Here is a 16,048-nt window from a genome sequence, read left to right as displayed (position 1 = left end):
CCAACACTTAACACAACATTAGGAGCATCGAAGGGCTTCACCACCCATTCAGTTACTCTGAGTGGCGATTCAGGAGTTTAGTTCAGAATTTTTTACAATGCCTTTGGAATAGGCCAGCAAGTTTTCCGAACTAAGAGCCCTTCGCCCCTTTCTGCCGCGGCACTATGCCGCAGCAGAAAGCGCCTTTTCAGACGGTTCAGTGAGCCTCATCCCAGTTATTTCCTACGCCAACCTCGACCAAAAGCGGCACATCAAGCTTCGCTGCGTCGCTCATGTGCACGCGAATTTCATCACGGACCTGGTCGACCAAATCTTCCCGCACTTCCAGAACCAATTCATCGTGCACCTGCAGAATGACTTTGGCGTCGAGGCCTGACGCTGTCAGCCAGCTATCCACAGCAATCATGGCTTTCTTGATGATGTCCGCGGCGGTGCCTTGCATCGGGGCGTTGATTGCCGTGCGTTCGGCACCTTTGCGCAGGGCCGGGTTTTTCGCGTTGATTTCCGGCAGGTAAAGGCGACGACCGAAAATGGTTTCAACGAAACCTTGCTCGGCGGCCTGGGCGCGGGTGCGCTCCATGTACTCGAGCACGCCTGGGTAGCGGGCGAAGTAACGGTCGATGTAGGCCTGGGATTGCTTGCGGTCAACGCCAATCTGCTTGGCCAGGCCAAACGCGCTCATGCCGTAGATCAAACCGAAGTTGATCGCCTTGGCACTGCGCCGTTGGTCGGTGGTGACGTCCCCCAGCTCAACTCCGAAGACTTCCGCTGCGGTGGCTTTGTGCACGTCCAGATCGTTGCGGAAGGCGTGCAGCAGACCTTCGTCTTTGGCCAAGTGAGCCATGATCCGCAGTTCGATCTGTGAGTAGTCGGCAGCCAGCAGCTTGTAGCCTTTGGGTGCGACGAATGCCTGACGAATCCGACGACCTTCGGCGGTGCGGATCGGAATGTTCTGCAGGTTCGGATCGCTGGACGACAAACGTCCGGTCGCCGCTACGGCTTGGTGGTAAGAGGTGTGAATCCGCCCGGTGCGTGGGTTGATCTGCTCTGGCAGGCGATCGGTGTAAGTGCTTTTCAGCTTGCTCATTGAGCGGTACTGCATCAGCACTTTGGGTAGCGGGAAATCCTGTTCGGCCAGTTCCGCCAGCACGGCTTCGGCGGTGGACGCCTGGCCTTTGGCGGTTTTGCTGAGGATCGGCAGGCCGAGTTTTTCATACAGAATCACGCCCAATTGCTTCGGCGAGCCGAGGTTGAACTCTTCCCCGGCGATGGCGAACGCCTCACGCTCGAGGGCGACCATTTTTTCGCCCAGTTCAACGCTCTGAATGCCCAGCAGGTTGGCATCGACCAGCGCGCCTTGGCGTTCGATTCGTGCCAGCACCGGCACCAACGGCATTTCGATTTCGCTCAGGACCTTGCTGAGGCTCGCAATTGCGTTGAGCTTTTCCTGCAAGGTTTGATGCAAACGCAGCGTCACGTCGGCGTCTTCGGCGGCGTAAGGTCCGGCCAGCTCCAGGGAGATCTGGTCAAACGTCAGCTGCTTGGCGCCCTTGCCGGCGATGTCCTGAAAACTGGTGGTGGTGTGATTCAGGTATTTGAGCGCCAGGCTGTCCATGTCGTGACGGGTTGCGGTGGAGTCCAGCACGTAAGATTCGAGCATCGTGTCGAAAGCGACGCCTTGGACGGAGATGCCGCAGCTCTGATCGCCACCGATGGCGCAGTTGGCCAAGATGTTCATGTCGAATTTGGCGTGTTGGCCGACCTTAAGCTTGTTCGGGTCTTCCAGGATCGGTTTCAGTGCCCGCAACACAGTGTCGCGATCGAGCTGGTCGGGTACGCCCATGTAGGAGTGGGTCAACGGGATGTAGGCCGCTTCGTTGACTTGTACAGCGAAAGACAGACCGACCAATTGCGCCTGCTGCGCGTCGATGCCAGTGGTTTCGGTGTCGAAGGCAATCAGCTTGGCGTCGTTGAGCTTCTTCAGCCACAGGTCGAAGTCTGCCTGGGTGAGGATCGTTGTGTACTTGAGCTCAGTATCGACGGCGGCTTCTTCAGCCACCGGAGCAGTCACTTCCTGGCCGGAACGCTTGGCATCGCGGTGGTTCTCTTCGAACCAGCTCTTGAACTCCAGCAGGGTATAGAGCTCGGCGAGCTTGTCGTGATCCGGCTTGCCCATTTGCAGGTCGTCGAGGCCGATATCCAGCGGCACGTCGATCTTGATAGTTGCCAATTGATAGGAGAGAAACGCCATCTCCTTGTGCTCTTCGAGCTTGGCCGGCAGGGTCTTGGCCCCGCGAATCGGCAGGGTCGGGACGATGTCGAGCTGCGCATAAAGCTCGGTCAGGCCGCCGTTCACGCCGACCAACAGTCCGGAAGCAGTCTTCGGACCAATGCCCGGAACGCCCGGAATGTTGTCGGAAGAATCGCCCATCAGTGCCAGATAATCGATGATTTGCTCGGGAGCGACGCCGAATTTCTCCTTCACGCCCTCCACGTCCAGCGCGCTACCGGTCATGGTATTGACCAAGGTAATGTGGCCGTCGACCAGCTGCGCCATGTCCTTGTCGCCGGTGGAGATCACCACTGGGCGGTCGGCCGCCGCGCTGCTGCGGGCCAGGGTGCCGATTACGTCATCGGCCTCGACGCCTTCGACGCACAACAGCGGAAAGCCCAGGGCGATCACGCTTTGGTGCAGCGGCTCGATTTGCACGCGCATGTCGTCGGGCATGCTCGGACGGTTGGCCTTATATTCGGCGTACATGTCATCGCGAAATGTCCCACCCTTGGCGTCGAACACCACGGCGAACGGACTGTCCGGGTACTGCTTGCGCAGGCTCTTGAGCATGTTCAATACGCCCTTGACCGCACCGGTCGGCAGTCCTTTGGACGTGGTCAGCGGTGGGAGGGCGTGAAAGGCGCGGTACAGGTAAGAAGAACCGTCCACCAGGACGAGGGGGGCTTGGCTCATGAGCAGGATCAACCTTTTCGGCGGGTCCGGCGCTAGAATAGCGGGACCGTTGACGACAAAGGGACAAGGTTATCATGCGCACACTAAATCGCTTGCTGCTGGCTGGGTTGTTTGCAATCGCACCATTGGCCGTCATGGCGGCGGACGATGCGCCATCGCCGGAGCCGGAAGTCACCATCCGCACGGAAGGCGATAAAACCATCCAGGAATACCGCCAAAACGGTTTCCTATACGCGATCAAGGTTACCCCAAAAGGCGCACCGCCTTACTTTCTGGTGCGTGCGGACGGAACGGATGCAAACTTCATCCGCTCGGATCAGCCGGATATGCTGATTCCGTCGTGGAAGATTTTTGAGTGGAAGTAGTTTCTTAATTTCAATCGGCGCTGGCTCGAGTAGCGGCGCCCGTACTGGCAGTTCAAACATGTCTGTGTTCACCCCGCTGGCTCGGCCCGAGCTGGAAACCTTTCTCGCCCCTTACGGGCTCGGCCGCCTGCTTGATTTCCAGGGGATTGCCGCTGGTAGCGAAAACACCAATTTCTTTATCAGTCTGGAGCAGGGCGAATTTGTCCTGACCCTCGTTGAGCGTGGTCCGGTTCAGGAGATGCCGTTCTTCATTGAACTGCTCGACGTGCTGCATGACGCTGACCTGCCAGTGCCTTATGCATTGCGCACCACCGACGGCGTCGCCTTGCGCGAACTGGCCGGCAAACCTGCGCTGTTGCAGCCGCGTCTGGCCGGCAAGCACATCAAGGAAGCCAACGCGCAGCATTGCGCTCAGGTCGGCGAGTTGCTCGGTCATCTGCACCTTGCAACCCAGGCCAACATGATCAAGCGCAAGACCGATCGCGGCCTGGACTGGATGCTGGAGGAGGGCACGCAGTTGCTGTCGCACCTGAATGCCGTGCAGAGCGATCTGCTGCAACGGGCTCTGGACGAAATCACACAGAAAAAGACGAAAATTCTGGCGCTGCCGCGAGCCAACATCCACGCCGACTTGTTCCGCGATAACGCGATGTTCGAAGGCACTCACCTGACCGGGTTGATCGATTTCTACAACGCCTGTTCGGGGCCAATGCTCTACGACGTGGCGATTGCTTTGAACGACTGGTGTTCAGACGAAGGCGGGTTGATCGTCGGACCACGAGCGCGGGCGTTACTCGGCGCTTATGCAGCGTTGCGGCCGTTTACCGCAGCCGAAGCCGAGTTGTGGCCAACTATGTTGCGGGTGGCGTGTGTGCGGTTCTGGTTGTCGCGGTTGATTGCGGCGGAGTCTTTCGCCGGACAGGACGTGTTGATTCACGATCCGATGGAGTTTCAGCAGCGTCTGGCGCAGCGTCAGAAGGTCAGTACACCGTTGCCGTTCGCCCTCTAAAAGCTTCGCGGGCAAGCCTCGCTCCTACAGGATTTATGCGGTCCGTGTGGGAGCGGGCTTGCTCGCGAATGGGGGCGACACAATTTTCCGATTACAACGACTCCAGGCATCCTGCCAAATCATTTCCCAATTTCTCCAGCACCTGCTCATACCCCTGAGCGGTCGCCGGCGTGTACCCGCCCAGCGCGTCCAGTTCCGCGAGTTTCACCGGCAGACCCGCCACCAGGGTTTCCGCCAGGCGCGGACGCAACGGCGGCTCGCTGAACACACAGGTTTTGCCGACTTCCTGCAGTCGAGTGCGCATCGCCGCGACATGCTGGGCGCCGGGTTGTACCTCGGCCGCGACGCTGAATACGCCAGCATGATTGAGGCCGTAGGCGTCTTCAAAGTAGTCGAAGGCCTCGTGGAATACGAAGTACGGTTTGCCTGCGATGCCGGCCAGACGCGCCTTCAAGCGAAGGTCCATCGCATCCAGACGCTCATCGAACGCCTTGAGGTTGCTCTGATAACGCGCCGCATTGGTAGGATCGGCTGCACTCAGGTCAACAGCCATTTTTGTGGCGATTACGCGAGCGTTGACTGGCGAAAGCCACAAGTGCGCGTCCAGACTGCCGGGACGGTGGTCGTGATCATGTTCGTCGGCTTCTTCTGCATGGGATTGGCTATCTTCGGCGAAATGTCGCAGTTTCAGACCCGGCAGGTCCTGCACGGCGACGCTGGGGAGCGTACGACCGTTCAGCACGCGAGGCAGGAAACCTTCCATGGCCGGGCCGATCCAGTAAACCAGATCCACCGACTGCACCTTCCGTACGTCGGATGGGCGTAAGGCATAGTTATGAGGCGAGGCGCCGGGCGGCAGCAAGACTTCCGGAATCGCTACACCATCCTGCACCGCAGCGGCGATCAGCTGTAGAGGCTTGATACTGGTGAGAACTTTGACGTCGGCGTGAGCTGAACCCATCAGCAGAAAACTTGCGATAAATGCGACAAAGATAGAAAAAAGTCGGGACACGATGACCACTCGAAGAGGCGAGAACGGGTAACATAATAACGTCTCTCACAAAACTCGTCGCCGCTAATGCCTAAAACACCGATTGCCAGCCGTCCCCACGACCACTCTCATTGCGTCCATAGCGCATTGTCTGAGGCCGATACTCTGTGCGCACGTCAAGGCCTGCGCCTGACCGCCTTGCGCCGGCGGGTGCTGGAGCTGGTATGGCAAAGCCACAAACCGTTAGGTGCTTACGACATTCTCGCGGTACTCAGCGAGCAGGACGGCCGCCGCGCGGCGCCGCCGACTGTGTACCGAGCGCTGGATTTTCTGCTGGAAAACGGCCTCGTACACCGCATCTCCTCGCTGAACGCTTTCGTCGGCTGCAATCACCCGGAACACGCCCACCAGGGCCAGTTCCTGATCTGCCGTGAATGCCACGCGGCGATTGAACTGGAACAAAAATCCATCAGTGACGCGATTATCGGCAGCGCCAAGGATGTAGGATTTGTCGTGGAAGGCCAGACCGTTGAAGTGGTCGGCCTCTGCTCGGGTTGCCAGGGGGTTTGATGAGCAACGCGCTGATTCGCCTCGAGCAGGTTGCCGTCACCTTTGCCGGGCAAAGCGTGCTGGATAACATTGAGCTGAGCGTCGAACCCGGGCAGATCGTCACCCTGATCGGCCCCAATGGTGCCGGCAAGACGACCCTGGTTCGCGCCGTTCTCGGATTGTTGAAACCGGACAGCGGCAGCGTGTGGCGCAAGCCGAAACTGCGGGTCGGTTACATGCCGCAAAAACTTCACGTCGATCCGACGTTGCCGCTGTCGGTGCTGCGCTTCTTGCGTCTGGTGCCGGGCGTGGACCGCGCCACGGCTTTGGCGGCACTCAAGGAAGTCGGCGCCGAACAGGTGATCGACAGCCCGGTGCAAAGTGTTTCCGGTGGCGAAATGCAGCGGGTGCTGCTGGCCCGGGCATTGCTGCGCGAGCCGGAGTTGCTGGTGCTCGACGAACCTGTGCAAGGCGTCGACGTGGCCGGTCAGGCCGAGCTTTATAGCCTGATCACCCGATTGCGTGACCGTCACGGCTGCGGCGTGTTGATGGTGTCCCACGATCTGCACCTGGTAATGAGCACCACCGACCAGGTGGTCTGCCTCAACCGTCACGTCTGCTGTTCCGGGCACCCCGAGCAGGTTAGTAGCGATCCTGCTTTCGTCGAGTTGTTCGGAAAGAACGCACAAAGCCTGGCGATTTATCACCACCATCACGACCACGCCCATGACTTGCATGGTTCGGTGGTCAGCGCGGCCCCGTCGGCCCCTACCCACGTTCACGGAGATGGCTGCAAGCATGGCTGATTTTCTGCTCTACGCCCTGCTTGCAGGTCTGGCCCTGGCGTTGGTTGCGGGCCCGCTGGGTTCGTTCGTGGTCTGGCGGCGCATGGCCTATTTCGGCGACACCCTTTCCCATGCCGCGCTGCTCGGTGTGGCACTGGGCTTTCTGCTGGATGTCAGCCCGACCGTGGCGGTCACCGTAGGCTGTTTGCTGTTAGCCGTGCTGCTGGTGACCTTGCAACAGCGCCAACCGCTGGCGTCCGACACGCTTTTGGGAATTCTCGCACCGAGCACGCTCTCTCTGGGCTTGGTCGTACTAAGCTTCATGCACGAAGTGCGGATCGACCTGATGGCCTATCTGTTTGGCGACCTGCTGGCGATCAGTCCGACCGACCTGGCCTGGATACTCGGCGGCAGCGCGGCTGTTCTGGCCTTGCTGGTGACGTTGTGGCGGCCATTGCTGGCGATCACGGTGCATGAAGAATTGGCCAGGGTTGAAGGTCTGCCGGTGGCGGCGTTGCGCCTGACCCTGATGTTGTTGATTGCCGTGGTGATCGCGGTAGCGATGAAAATCGTCGGTGTATTGCTGATTACTTCGCTGCTGATTATCCCGGCGGCTGCGGCACAACGTCACGCCCGGTCACCGGAGCAGATGGCACTGGGCGCGAGCCTGCTGGGTATGCTCGCGGTCTGTGGCGGGCTGTCGCTGTCATGGTTCAAAGACACCCCGGCGGGCCCATCGATTGTCGTGACGGCCGCCGCACTGTTTCTGCTGAGTTTTGTCCTGCCCCGTCGAGGGGTGTAGACTTGCTCGTTTTTTGCGCAAATAGAGAGTCGCAGGAATGAAGCTGTTAGCCTCCCGTTATCTGCTCCTTGTCGCATTTTCGCTACTGGGCGCTTGCCAAAGCACGCCACCGGCGGCCACCGAGGCTACCGGTGCACGGGCCACGGCCGTCGCACAGCTGGAACAAAGCCTCGCCAGCAGCGAACTGGCGACTGCCGAAGATCAACTGGCTGCCTTGCAGGCCGAGTCGCCCAATGATCAATCCCTTGAGCAATACCAGCGGCAACTGGCCGAAGCCTATCTGCGCCGCAGTCAGATTGTGCTGCAAAAAGGCGATGTGAATGCGGCTGCCACTGCTCTGAGCCGAGCCCGGGCGTTGATGCCCAAGGCTCCGGCGCTGACGGGTGGGGTCAACAATGCCATCGTTAATGCCCGCAAAGCTGAGCTGGATAGAGCCGAAGCGGCGCTCATGGCTGCTGAAGCCAAGCCACAGGCCAAGGTCATTGATCCTACGGCTGAAAGCACCACGATTGCATTGAATTTGACCGATATGACGAAGCTTCGTCGCCAACTGGATGCGATCGCCGCCGATGTGGTGAATTACCAGTGCGACGTAAGTATTCAGGTGCCACGCACTCAGGACTACCCATGGTTGGCGACGTTGCTGACCAAACGGGTGAAGAAGCTCGATGCGGATTTTGATCTGAACCTGGAGAGGCAGATTCTGCGCAATATTCCTGCGCAGATGGTCTTGAGCCCGCGTAAACGCTAAAAGCTTCGCGGGCAAGTCGGATCGCCGCACCGCTCGCTCCTACAGACTTGGTGTCGTTCGTTGATTATGTGAACGACTCAAAACCGTAGGAGCAAGGCTTGCCCGCGATGGCGTCCTCACTCTCAACAACGAACTTTAAGCCGGAATCGCCTTGGCCTTAGGCTCCCTGTCCCATACCCGATGCTGCCCGATCGCAGCAAAAAACGGTTTGATCAACTTCGCATCCGTACCCACGATCAACCCCGCATCAGCCTCCAGCTTCAACACATCCAGCAACTGCTTGGCCTCGCCTTGCAGCGCAATCGCCTTCAAGTGCTTGTACGCCTCCAGCAGGTAATGCAGCGCCACACCGTCGGTGCTTAACGCCTTGATTGACGCCGCGCCACCGGGCACAAACACCGCATCGAACGCCACCGAAGGCATGCCTTCCATCGACGCATCGACCGGCAGTGTCTTGCCATCGGCAGTTGTCACAGGCGCAGAAGTCGGGCCGAGCAGTTTGGCGTGCGCACCTTCTGCCATCAGCGCTTTCTTCATTGCGTCAATCGCTGCACCATCGACGCCGTTGGCTGCCAGGATTGCCACTTTGCGGGTTTTGATATCTGCCGGCAGCAAATTGGCCTGACTCAGGGCCGGCGAGCGATCCAGCGAGGTCTTGCGCACCTCGACCGTCCCGGCCTTCGGTGCCGGCAAGCCAAGATTCTGCGCCACGCGTTTGGCCAGTTCCAGGTCGATGTTGGCGAGGATTTCATTCACCTCGCGCGCGCGGATGTGCTCGCGCTCAACCTTGCCCAACTCAAAGCTATAAGCCGAGATGATGTGTTCCTGCTCGTGCTTGCTCATGCTGTGGAAAAACAGCCGCGCCTGGGAGAAGTGGTCACTGAACGATTCGCTGCGCTGACGGATCTTGTTGGCGTCGATGCGCTCTGGATAACTTTCAAAACCGCCGTCCTGTGCTGCCGGCGGGGTTTCCTTCGGCCAACCGCTATCAATGGAGTTCGGTTCGTAGGACGTGCGACCCTTGTCGATGGTGCTGCGATGCATCGCATCCCGCTGGCCATTGTGGAACGGGGCCACCGGGCGGTTGATCGGGATCTCGTGAAAGTTCGGCCCGCCGAGTCGGCTGATTTGCGTATCGGTGTAGGAAAACAATCGACCTTGCAGCAATGGGTCGTTGGAGAAGTCGATCCCCGGCACGATATGCCCAGGGCAAAAGGCAACCTGTTCGGTCTCGGCGAAGAAGTTGTCGGGGTTGCGGTTGAGGGTCATTTTGCCCAGCGGGGTGATTGGCACCAGTTCTTCCGGGATCAGCTTGGTCGGGTCGAGGATATCGAAGTCGAATTTATGTTCGTTTTCCTCCTCGATGACCTGTACGCCAAGTTCCCATTCCGGGTAGTCACCCATCTCGATCGACTCCCAGAGATCGCGACGGTGGTAATCGGTGTCTTTACCGGCGAGCTTTTGCGCCTCATCCCAGACCAGCGAACAGGTCCCGGCCGTGGGGCGCCAGTGGAATTTGACGAAGCGCGATTTACCTTCGGCATTGATCAGGCGGAAAGTGTGCACTCCGAAGCCTTGCATGCTGCGCAGGCTTTTCGGGATCGCCCGGTCGGACATGGTCCAGATCACCATGTGCGCCGACTCTGGTACCAGAGAGACAAAATCCCAAAAGGTATCGTGGGCTGAGCCGCCGGTGGGTATCTCATTGTGCGGCTCGGGTTTTACCGCATGCACGAAGTCAGGAAACTTGATCGCATCCTGAATGAAAAACACCGGCATGTTGTTGCCCACCAGGTCGAAGTTGCCTTCGTTGGTGAAAAACTTCACCGCGAAACCTCGCACGTCCCGCACGGTATCGCCCGACCCACGAGGGCCCTGCACCGTGGAGAAACGGACGAAAACCGGGGTTTTTTGGCTTGGGTCTTGTAGGAACCCAGCCTTGGTCAGCACGGAATGGGTTTCATAGGTCTGGAAGTGTCCGTGAGCACCCGTGCCGCGGGCGTGAACGATGCGCTCGGGAATGCGTTCATGGTCAAAGTGCGTGATCTTTTCACGCATGATGAAATCTTCCAGCAACGATGGCCCGCGCGCGCCGACCTTCAACGTGTTCTGGTTATCGGAGACTTTCACGCCCTGGTTGGTACGCAGGGCCTGTTCAGTGGCGTCAGATCGAAATTGTTCCAGGCTGTCGAGCTTGGCATTAGTGTTGCCGCGGTCCAGGGTGTCGGTCCCGGCCAGTGCGCTTTTGGTTGCGGCAGGCTTCTTGGTACTCATCAGTATTAAACTCCTCGTTGCGATTCCTGCCGTAGCCAGGACTCTTGAGCAATTCCCCCGGCACGGCACCGGGGGCGTTTTCGAGTTGCTTAATTAGTGACTAATAACCTTTTTAGCCGTTCCTTTTTTTTGACCTTTGATCGCGTTATTGCCAAATGGAAGGTTGAAATCGAAATAAATGCTAAGAACCTCTATACGGACAGGCTAAAATGCGCGCCCGGCTAACCGCTGATCCTTTTCCAACGCGCCCCACAAGGTTCGCTACGTGATCGAGTTTCAAAACGTCCACAAAACCTACCGCGTTGCCGGTAAGGATATTCCCGCGCTGCATCCGACCAGTCTGACGATTGAGAATGGTCAGGTCTTCGGCCTGATCGGCCATTCCGGCGCGGGAAAAAGTACCTTGCTGCGTCTGATCAATCGCCTGGAAGAGTCCAGTGGCGGCAAGATATTCGTCGACGGCGAAGAAGTCACCGCGCTTGACGCCAACAGCCTGCGGCGCTTCCGTCAGCAGGTGGGGATGATTTTCCAGCACTTCAACTTGCTGGCGTCCAAGACAGTGGCCGACAACGTCGCGCTGCCCCTGACCCTCGCCGGCGAACTGTCGCGCAGCGAGATCGACCAGCGTGTGGCCGAGTTGCTGGCGCGGGTCGGTCTGTCCGACCACGCCAGGAAGTACCCGGCGCAATTGTCTGGCGGTCAGAAGCAGCGCGTCGGCATCGCTCGCGCCCTGGCAACCAAGCCGAAAATCCTGTTGTGCGACGAAGCCACCAGCGCACTGGACCCGCAGACCACTGCGTCGGTCCTGCAATTGCTGGCCGAAATCAATCGCGAACTGAAGCTGACCATCGTATTGATCACCCACGAGATGGACGTGATCCGCCGGGTCTGCGATCAAGTGGCGGTGATGGACGCTGGCGTGATCGTCGAGCAAGGCTCGGTCACCCAGGTGTTCCTGCATCCGAAGCACCCGACCACCAAGCGTTTCGTGCAGGAAGATGAGCAAATTGACGAAAGCGAACAGCGCGATGACTTCGCTCACGTGCCGGGTCGCATCGTGCGTCTCACCTTCCAGGGCGAAGCGACCTACGCGCCACTGCTAGGTACCGTCGCTCGGGAAACGGGTGTGGACTACAGCATCCTGGCCGGTCGTATCGACCGCATCAAAGACATCCCCTACGGGCAATTGACCCTGGCCGTCACCGGTGGCGACATGGAGGCGGCGTTCGCCCACTTCACCGCGGCTGACGTCCACATGGAGGTCCTGCGCTGATGGAAGTCCTGACAAGTTTCTTCGTCAATATCGACTGGTTTGAAATCTGGCTGGCCACCGGCGACACCTTGCTGATGCTCTTCGGTTCGTTGTTGTTCACCGTTTTGCTCGGCCTGCCCTTGGGCGTGCTGTTGTTCCTCTGCAGCCCGCGTCAGTTGCTGGAAGCCAAAGGCGTCTACGCGATGCTGTCGCTGATGGTGAACATTCTGCGTTCGCTGCCGTTCATCATTCTGCTGATTGTGATGATCCCGTTCACCGTGTTGATCACCGGCACGTCCCTCGGGGTCGCCGGTGCCATTCCACCGCTGGTGATTGGCGCTACGCCATTCTTCGCGCGACTGGTGGAAACCGCCCTGCGTGAAGTGGATCGCGGCATCATCGAGGCCACCCAGGCGATGGGCGCGACGACGCGGCAGATCATCACCAATGCGTTGCTGCCGGAAGCCCGTCCGGGCATCTTCGCGGCGATTACGGTGACAGCCATTACACTGGTGTCCTACACGGCGATGGCCGGTGTGGTCGGCGCGGGTGGTCTGGGCGACCTGGCGATCCGTTTCGGTTACCAGCGTTTCCAGCCTGATGTGATGGTCGTGACTGTGATGTTGCTGCTGGTGCTGGTTCAAGTGCTGCAAACCGTCGGCGACAAGCTGGTTGTCCACTTCTCCAGAAAATAAAGAGTTCACGTAAATAAGACTGAGCCGGCCATTCGCTGGCAGGCGCCGCACAGGCGCCTCACAAGGAGTTAGCTGAATGAAAAAACTACTCGTCGCGTTCGCAGCCGTTGCAGCGTTTTCTGCTCAGGCCGATGAAACCCTGACCGTCGCAGCCTCCCCGGTTCCGCACGCAGAAATTCTCGAATTCGTTAAACCGGCCCTGGCCAAAGAAGGCGTGGACCTGAAGGTTAAAGTCTTCACCGACTACATTCAGCCGAACGTGCAAGTTGCCGAAAAACGTCTGGACGCCAACTTCTTCCAGCACCAGCCGTACCTCGATGAGTTCAACAAGGCCAAGGGCACCGACCTGATCGCCGTTGCCGGCGTGCACCTGGAACCGCTGGGCGCTTACTCCAGCAAGTACAAAGCGCTGACCGAGCTGCCAGGTGGCGCCAACGTGGTGATCCCGAATGACGCCACCAACGGCGGCCGCGCGCTGTTGCTGCTGGCGAAGGCTGGCCTGATCAAGTTGAAGGATTCGAACAACATCCTCTCGAGCGTCAAGGACATCACCGAGAATGCCAAGGACCTGAAATTCCGTGAACTGGAAGCCGCGACCATTCCGCGCGTGCTGACCCAGGTCGACCTGGCGCTGATCAACACCAACTATGCACTGGAAGCCAAGCTTGATCCGGCCAAGGATGCGTTGGTCATCGAAGGCAACGACTCGCCTTACGTGAACATCCTCGTTGCCCGTCCAGACGATAAGGACAGCGAAGCGATGAAGAAGCTGGTTGCTGCCCTGCACAGCCCGGAAGTGAAAGCCTTCATCCTCGAGAAGTACAAAGGCGCGGTATTGCCGGCGTTCTGATCTACAACCGGTAACGAAAAGGGGGCGCATTGTATGCGCCCCCTTTTTTTGTGCCTTGAAACACCGACCCTGTAGGAGCCAGGCTTGCCGGCGAAGGCGTCCATGAAATCGCCTTCGCCGGCAAGCCTGGCTCCTATGGGAAAGCGAGGTGTTTATTTGCGTTTGAGCATCACCGGCAACTGCGCCACCAGTTTCTGGTTGTTCAACGGCGCGCGAATGAACCCGCGTTGCGTTCCGTCCGGCCCGATCACCGCCAGGTTGCCGCTGTGATCGACGGTGTAGTTCGGCTTGCTGGTGTCCGCCGGAATGAACGGAATGCTGACCGCATTGGCGAGTTTCTGGATGTCTTCGACCGAAGATGCCGTCAGGCCTTTGAATTGCGGATCGAAGTAGCCCAGGTACTGCTTGAGCTGCTTGGGTGTGTCGCGGTTCGGGTCGACGCTGACCAGAATGATCTGCAACTTATCCACCGCTTCCGGCGGCAGTTCGCTTTTGATCTGGCGCAACTGGGCGAGGGTGGTCGGGCAGATGTCCGGGCAGAAGGTGTAACCGAAGAACAGCAGCGACCACTTGTCTTTCAGCGCGTTGACCGCCACCGGCTTACCGTCCTGATCGGTCATCGTCACGTCCGGCAGGTTGCGACTTTGCGGCAACAGGATGATCCCGGCGTCGATCAACGCGGTCGGGTCGCCCTGACCTTTGCCGGACAGCACCTTGTTGATGGTCAGGCCCAAGACCAACGCGATCAGGGCGACGAGGATGAAGACGGTTTTTTGGGTTCGAGTCATAGGTTCAACAGTAAGTAGTGGTCTACGAGCAGCGCGATAAACAGCAGGAACAAGTAATAAATAGAGTACTTGAAGGTGTTGATCGCCGCGTGCGGCCGAGTGCCACGGTACAGCACCACGGCCCATTGCAGAAACCTCGCGCCCAGTCCTAGCGCACAAATCAGGTAGAGCACGCCGCTCATGTGGATCACGTAAGGCATCAGGCTCACAGCCAACAGCGCGAAGGTATACAGCAGGATGTGAACCTTGGTGTAGTGCTCGCCATGGGTGACCGGCAGCATCGGAATGTCGGCCTTGGCGTATTCCTCTTTGCGGTGAATGGCCAGGGCCCAGAAGTGCGGCGGGGTCCAGGCGAAAATGATCAGCACTAACAGCAAGGGTTCGGCGCTGACGTGACCGGTGGCGGCGGTCCAGCCGAGCAGCGGCGGGGCAGCGCCAGCCAGTCCGCCGATGACGATGTTCTGCGGCGTCGCGCGCTTCAGGAAACCGGTGTAGACAACTGCATAGCCGAGCAGCGAGGCCAGGGTCAGCCACGCCGTCAGTGGATTGGTGAAGGCCAGCAGTACGGCTTGCCCAAGCACCGCCAATACCAAGGCAAAAGTCAGCGCGGCCGCAGGTGACACTCGACCCTCTGCCAAGGGTCGTTTGTGCGTGCGGGCCATGACCGCATCGATCCGTCGGTCCACGACATGGTTGACCGCCGCCGCACCGCCAGCACACAAGGCGATCCCCAGATTGCCGAACACCAGCACCGTCCACGGCACCCCGGCGCGGGTTGCGAGGAACATCCCTACCAGCGAGGTGATGAGCATCAGCACCACCACTTTCGGCTTGGTCAGCTCCAGGTAGTCACGCCAGATCGCCTGACTGTGACGTTCGCCGATCAGAGTCGCCATGGCATCTCTCCTTTTATTGTTATGGGCCTGGCTGAGTGTTTGCGCGGGCTGAACCGCCAGCGCGCAAGGGTTTGCTGCTTGACCCGAACCAGGCTGGTTCGCGCGTGATAATTGACCAGCACCATCGTCAGCAACAGTGCCGCGCCGCACGCGTTGTGCGCGACGGCCACGGGCAGCGGCAGATGAAACAACACGTTGCTGATGCCGAGGGTGATTTGCGCGGCGAGTACGATCAGCACCAGCCCGGCCAGGCGCGTCATGCCGACCACCTTCAGTTGCCACGCCAGACCGAGCAACACCAACGTCACCAGCAGCGCGCCGATGCGATGAGTCAGGTGAATCGCCGTGCGGGCATCACTGTCCAGTTGCCCGCCGAGGTAGTTGGGGCCGATGTGTTGGGTCAGGTGAAAGCCGTTGGCGAAGTCAGCCGGTGGCAGCCATTGCCCATGACAGGTCGGGAAGTCGATGCAAGCCACCGCTGCGTAGTTGGAACTGACCCATCCGCCGAGAGCGATTTGCCCGATCACCAGCAGCAACCCGGCCGTCGCCCAATACTGCAACCGCCGTGGCACCGTCAGCGCCGGCAACACGCCGGACAATCGCAACGTCAGCAAAAACAGCAGGCTCAACGTCGCGAAACCACCGAGTAAATGCCCGGTGACCACCTGCGGCCAGAGCTTGAGCGTCACCGTCCACATACCGAACGCTGCTTGGGCAAACACTACCGCCAGCAGAAACAATGGCAGCTTCACCGGTTGCCCTGGATGACGACGATGGACCCAGGCGCGGCCAGCCAATACCGAGATCAACAATCCGAGGGTGCCGGCGAAGTAGCGATGGACCATCTCGTTCCAACCCTTATGGGCTTCCACCGGCGCGTCAGGAAAATGCAGTTCGGCATGGGCCAGTTGGGCTTCGCTTTTCGGCACGCTGATAAAGCCGTAGCACCCCGGCCAGTCCGGGCAACCGAGACCGGCATGGGTCAGGCGAGTGTAGGCGCCGAGCAACACCACAATCAGTGCCAGCAAGGTGGCAAACAGCGCGAGGCGAAATCCAGGTTTGGCCATGACGAT

General features: G+C 59.3%; 15 protein-coding genes. 9 read left to right on the top strand and 6 right to left on the bottom strand.

All coding sequences use genetic code 11. The features are described from left to right. Window positions 1–196: 196 nt before the first annotated feature. Window positions 197–2,968: a DNA polymerase I gene (gene polA, locus ACYZT0_RS25200; protein WP_462043479.1), complete on the bottom strand. Its 2,772-nt coding sequence runs from the start codon at window positions 2,966–2,968 to the stop codon at window positions 197–199. A 74-nt stretch (window positions 2,969–3,042) separates the two neighbouring features. On the opposite strand from polA, the gene ACYZT0_RS25195 reads away from it, so the two are divergent. Then, a complete protein-coding gene (locus tag ACYZT0_RS25195; RefSeq protein ID WP_462043478.1) occupies window positions 3,043–3,333 on the top strand; it encodes a DUF2782 domain-containing protein in 291 nt (96 codons plus the stop codon). Between the two features lie 58 nt (window positions 3,334–3,391). After that, window positions 3,392–4,342 carry a homoserine kinase gene (locus ACYZT0_RS25190; RefSeq protein WP_462043477.1) on the top strand — a complete coding sequence of 317 codons (951 nt, stop codon included), beginning with the start codon at window positions 3,392–3,394 and terminating at the stop codon, window positions 4,340–4,342. Window positions 4,343–4,433: 91 nt separating this feature from the next. Here ACYZT0_RS25190 and ACYZT0_RS25185 read toward each other — a convergent pair whose 3' ends face one another. Beyond that, entirely contained in the window at window positions 4,434–5,354 is a 921-nt protein-coding gene (locus ACYZT0_RS25185) for a zinc ABC transporter substrate-binding protein (RefSeq protein WP_462043476.1), read from the bottom strand. A 66-nt stretch (window positions 5,355–5,420) separates the two neighbouring features. Here ACYZT0_RS25185 and zur point away from each other — a divergent pair, with 66 nt between their 5' ends. Genes zur through ACYZT0_RS25165 form a run of 4 tightly spaced genes read left to right on the top strand, consistent with a single transcriptional unit; the run spans window position 5,421 to window position 8,220 of the window. After that, window positions 5,421–5,903, top strand: a complete 483-nt coding sequence (zur, locus tag ACYZT0_RS25180) for a zinc uptake transcriptional repressor Zur (protein ID WP_462043475.1) — start codon at window positions 5,421–5,423, stop codon at window positions 5,901–5,903. After that, the gene (gene znuC / locus ACYZT0_RS25175; RefSeq protein WP_462043474.1) at window positions 5,903–6,688 is read left to right on the top strand and encodes a zinc ABC transporter ATP-binding protein ZnuC; all 786 of its coding nucleotides are present in this window, start codon (window positions 5,903–5,905) and stop codon (window positions 6,686–6,688) included. Before zur ends, znuC begins: the two co-directional genes overlap by 1 nt. Beyond that, window positions 6,681–7,469 (top strand): zinc ABC transporter permease subunit ZnuB, encoded by a 789-nt coding sequence (gene znuB, locus ACYZT0_RS25170; protein WP_056738429.1) that lies wholly within the window; start codon window positions 6,681–6,683, stop codon window positions 7,467–7,469. Before znuC ends, znuB begins: the two co-directional genes overlap by 8 nt. 37 nt (window positions 7,470–7,506) lie before the next feature. Then, entirely contained in the window at window positions 7,507–8,220 is a 714-nt protein-coding gene (locus tag ACYZT0_RS25165) for a PA5502 family lipoprotein (protein ID WP_462043473.1), read from the top strand. 135 nt (window positions 8,221–8,355) lie between these two features. Here ACYZT0_RS25165 and katE read toward each other — a convergent pair whose 3' ends face one another. Then, window positions 8,356–10,494 (bottom strand): catalase HPII, encoded by a 2,139-nt coding sequence (gene katE / locus ACYZT0_RS25160; protein ID WP_462043472.1) that lies wholly within the window; start codon window positions 10,492–10,494, stop codon window positions 8,356–8,358. Between the two features lie 265 nt (window positions 10,495–10,759). On the opposite strand from katE, the gene ACYZT0_RS25155 reads away from it, so the two are divergent. From ACYZT0_RS25155 to ACYZT0_RS25145, 3 genes are all read left to right on the top strand, one after another. Then, complete coding sequence (locus ACYZT0_RS25155; RefSeq protein ID WP_462043471.1) at window positions 10,760–11,767, top strand: methionine ABC transporter ATP-binding protein; 1,008 nt, start codon at window positions 10,760–10,762, stop codon at window positions 11,765–11,767. Further along, window positions 11,767–12,441: a methionine ABC transporter permease gene (locus ACYZT0_RS25150; protein WP_131059102.1), complete on the top strand. Its 675-nt coding sequence runs from the start codon at window positions 11,767–11,769 to the stop codon at window positions 12,439–12,441. The genes ACYZT0_RS25155 and ACYZT0_RS25150 overlap by 1 nt, the downstream gene beginning before the upstream one ends. Window positions 12,442–12,517: 76 nt before the next feature. Further along, the gene (locus ACYZT0_RS25145) at window positions 12,518–13,291 is read left to right on the top strand and encodes a MetQ/NlpA family ABC transporter substrate-binding protein (RefSeq protein WP_462043470.1); all 774 of its coding nucleotides are present in this window, start codon (window positions 12,518–12,520) and stop codon (window positions 13,289–13,291) included. 152 nt (window positions 13,292–13,443) lie between these two features. Here the strand turns inward: ACYZT0_RS25145 and ACYZT0_RS25140 are convergent, their stop codons facing one another. The 3 genes from ACYZT0_RS25140 to ACYZT0_RS25130 are packed head-to-tail and all read right to left on the bottom strand — an operon-like array spanning window position 13,444 to window position 16,042. Further along, window positions 13,444–14,079 (bottom strand): SCO family protein, encoded by a 636-nt coding sequence (locus ACYZT0_RS25140; protein ID WP_462043469.1) that lies wholly within the window; start codon window positions 14,077–14,079, stop codon window positions 13,444–13,446. Continuing rightward, on the bottom strand, window positions 14,076–14,975 hold the full coding sequence (gene cyoE / locus ACYZT0_RS25135) for a heme o synthase (protein ID WP_462043468.1): 900 nt from the start codon (window positions 14,973–14,975) through the stop codon (window positions 14,076–14,078). Before cyoE ends, ACYZT0_RS25140 begins: the two co-directional genes overlap by 4 nt. Beyond that, the gene (locus tag ACYZT0_RS25130; protein WP_462043467.1) at window positions 14,963–16,042 is read right to left on the bottom strand and encodes a COX15/CtaA family protein; all 1,080 of its coding nucleotides are present in this window, start codon (window positions 16,040–16,042) and stop codon (window positions 14,963–14,965) included. The genes cyoE and ACYZT0_RS25130 overlap by 13 nt, the downstream gene beginning before the upstream one ends. Window positions 16,043–16,048 lie beyond the last annotated feature (6 nt).

The organism is Pseudomonas sp. ZS1P83 (assembly GCF_054897825.1).
This window is presented reverse-complemented; position numbering and strand designations above follow the sequence as displayed.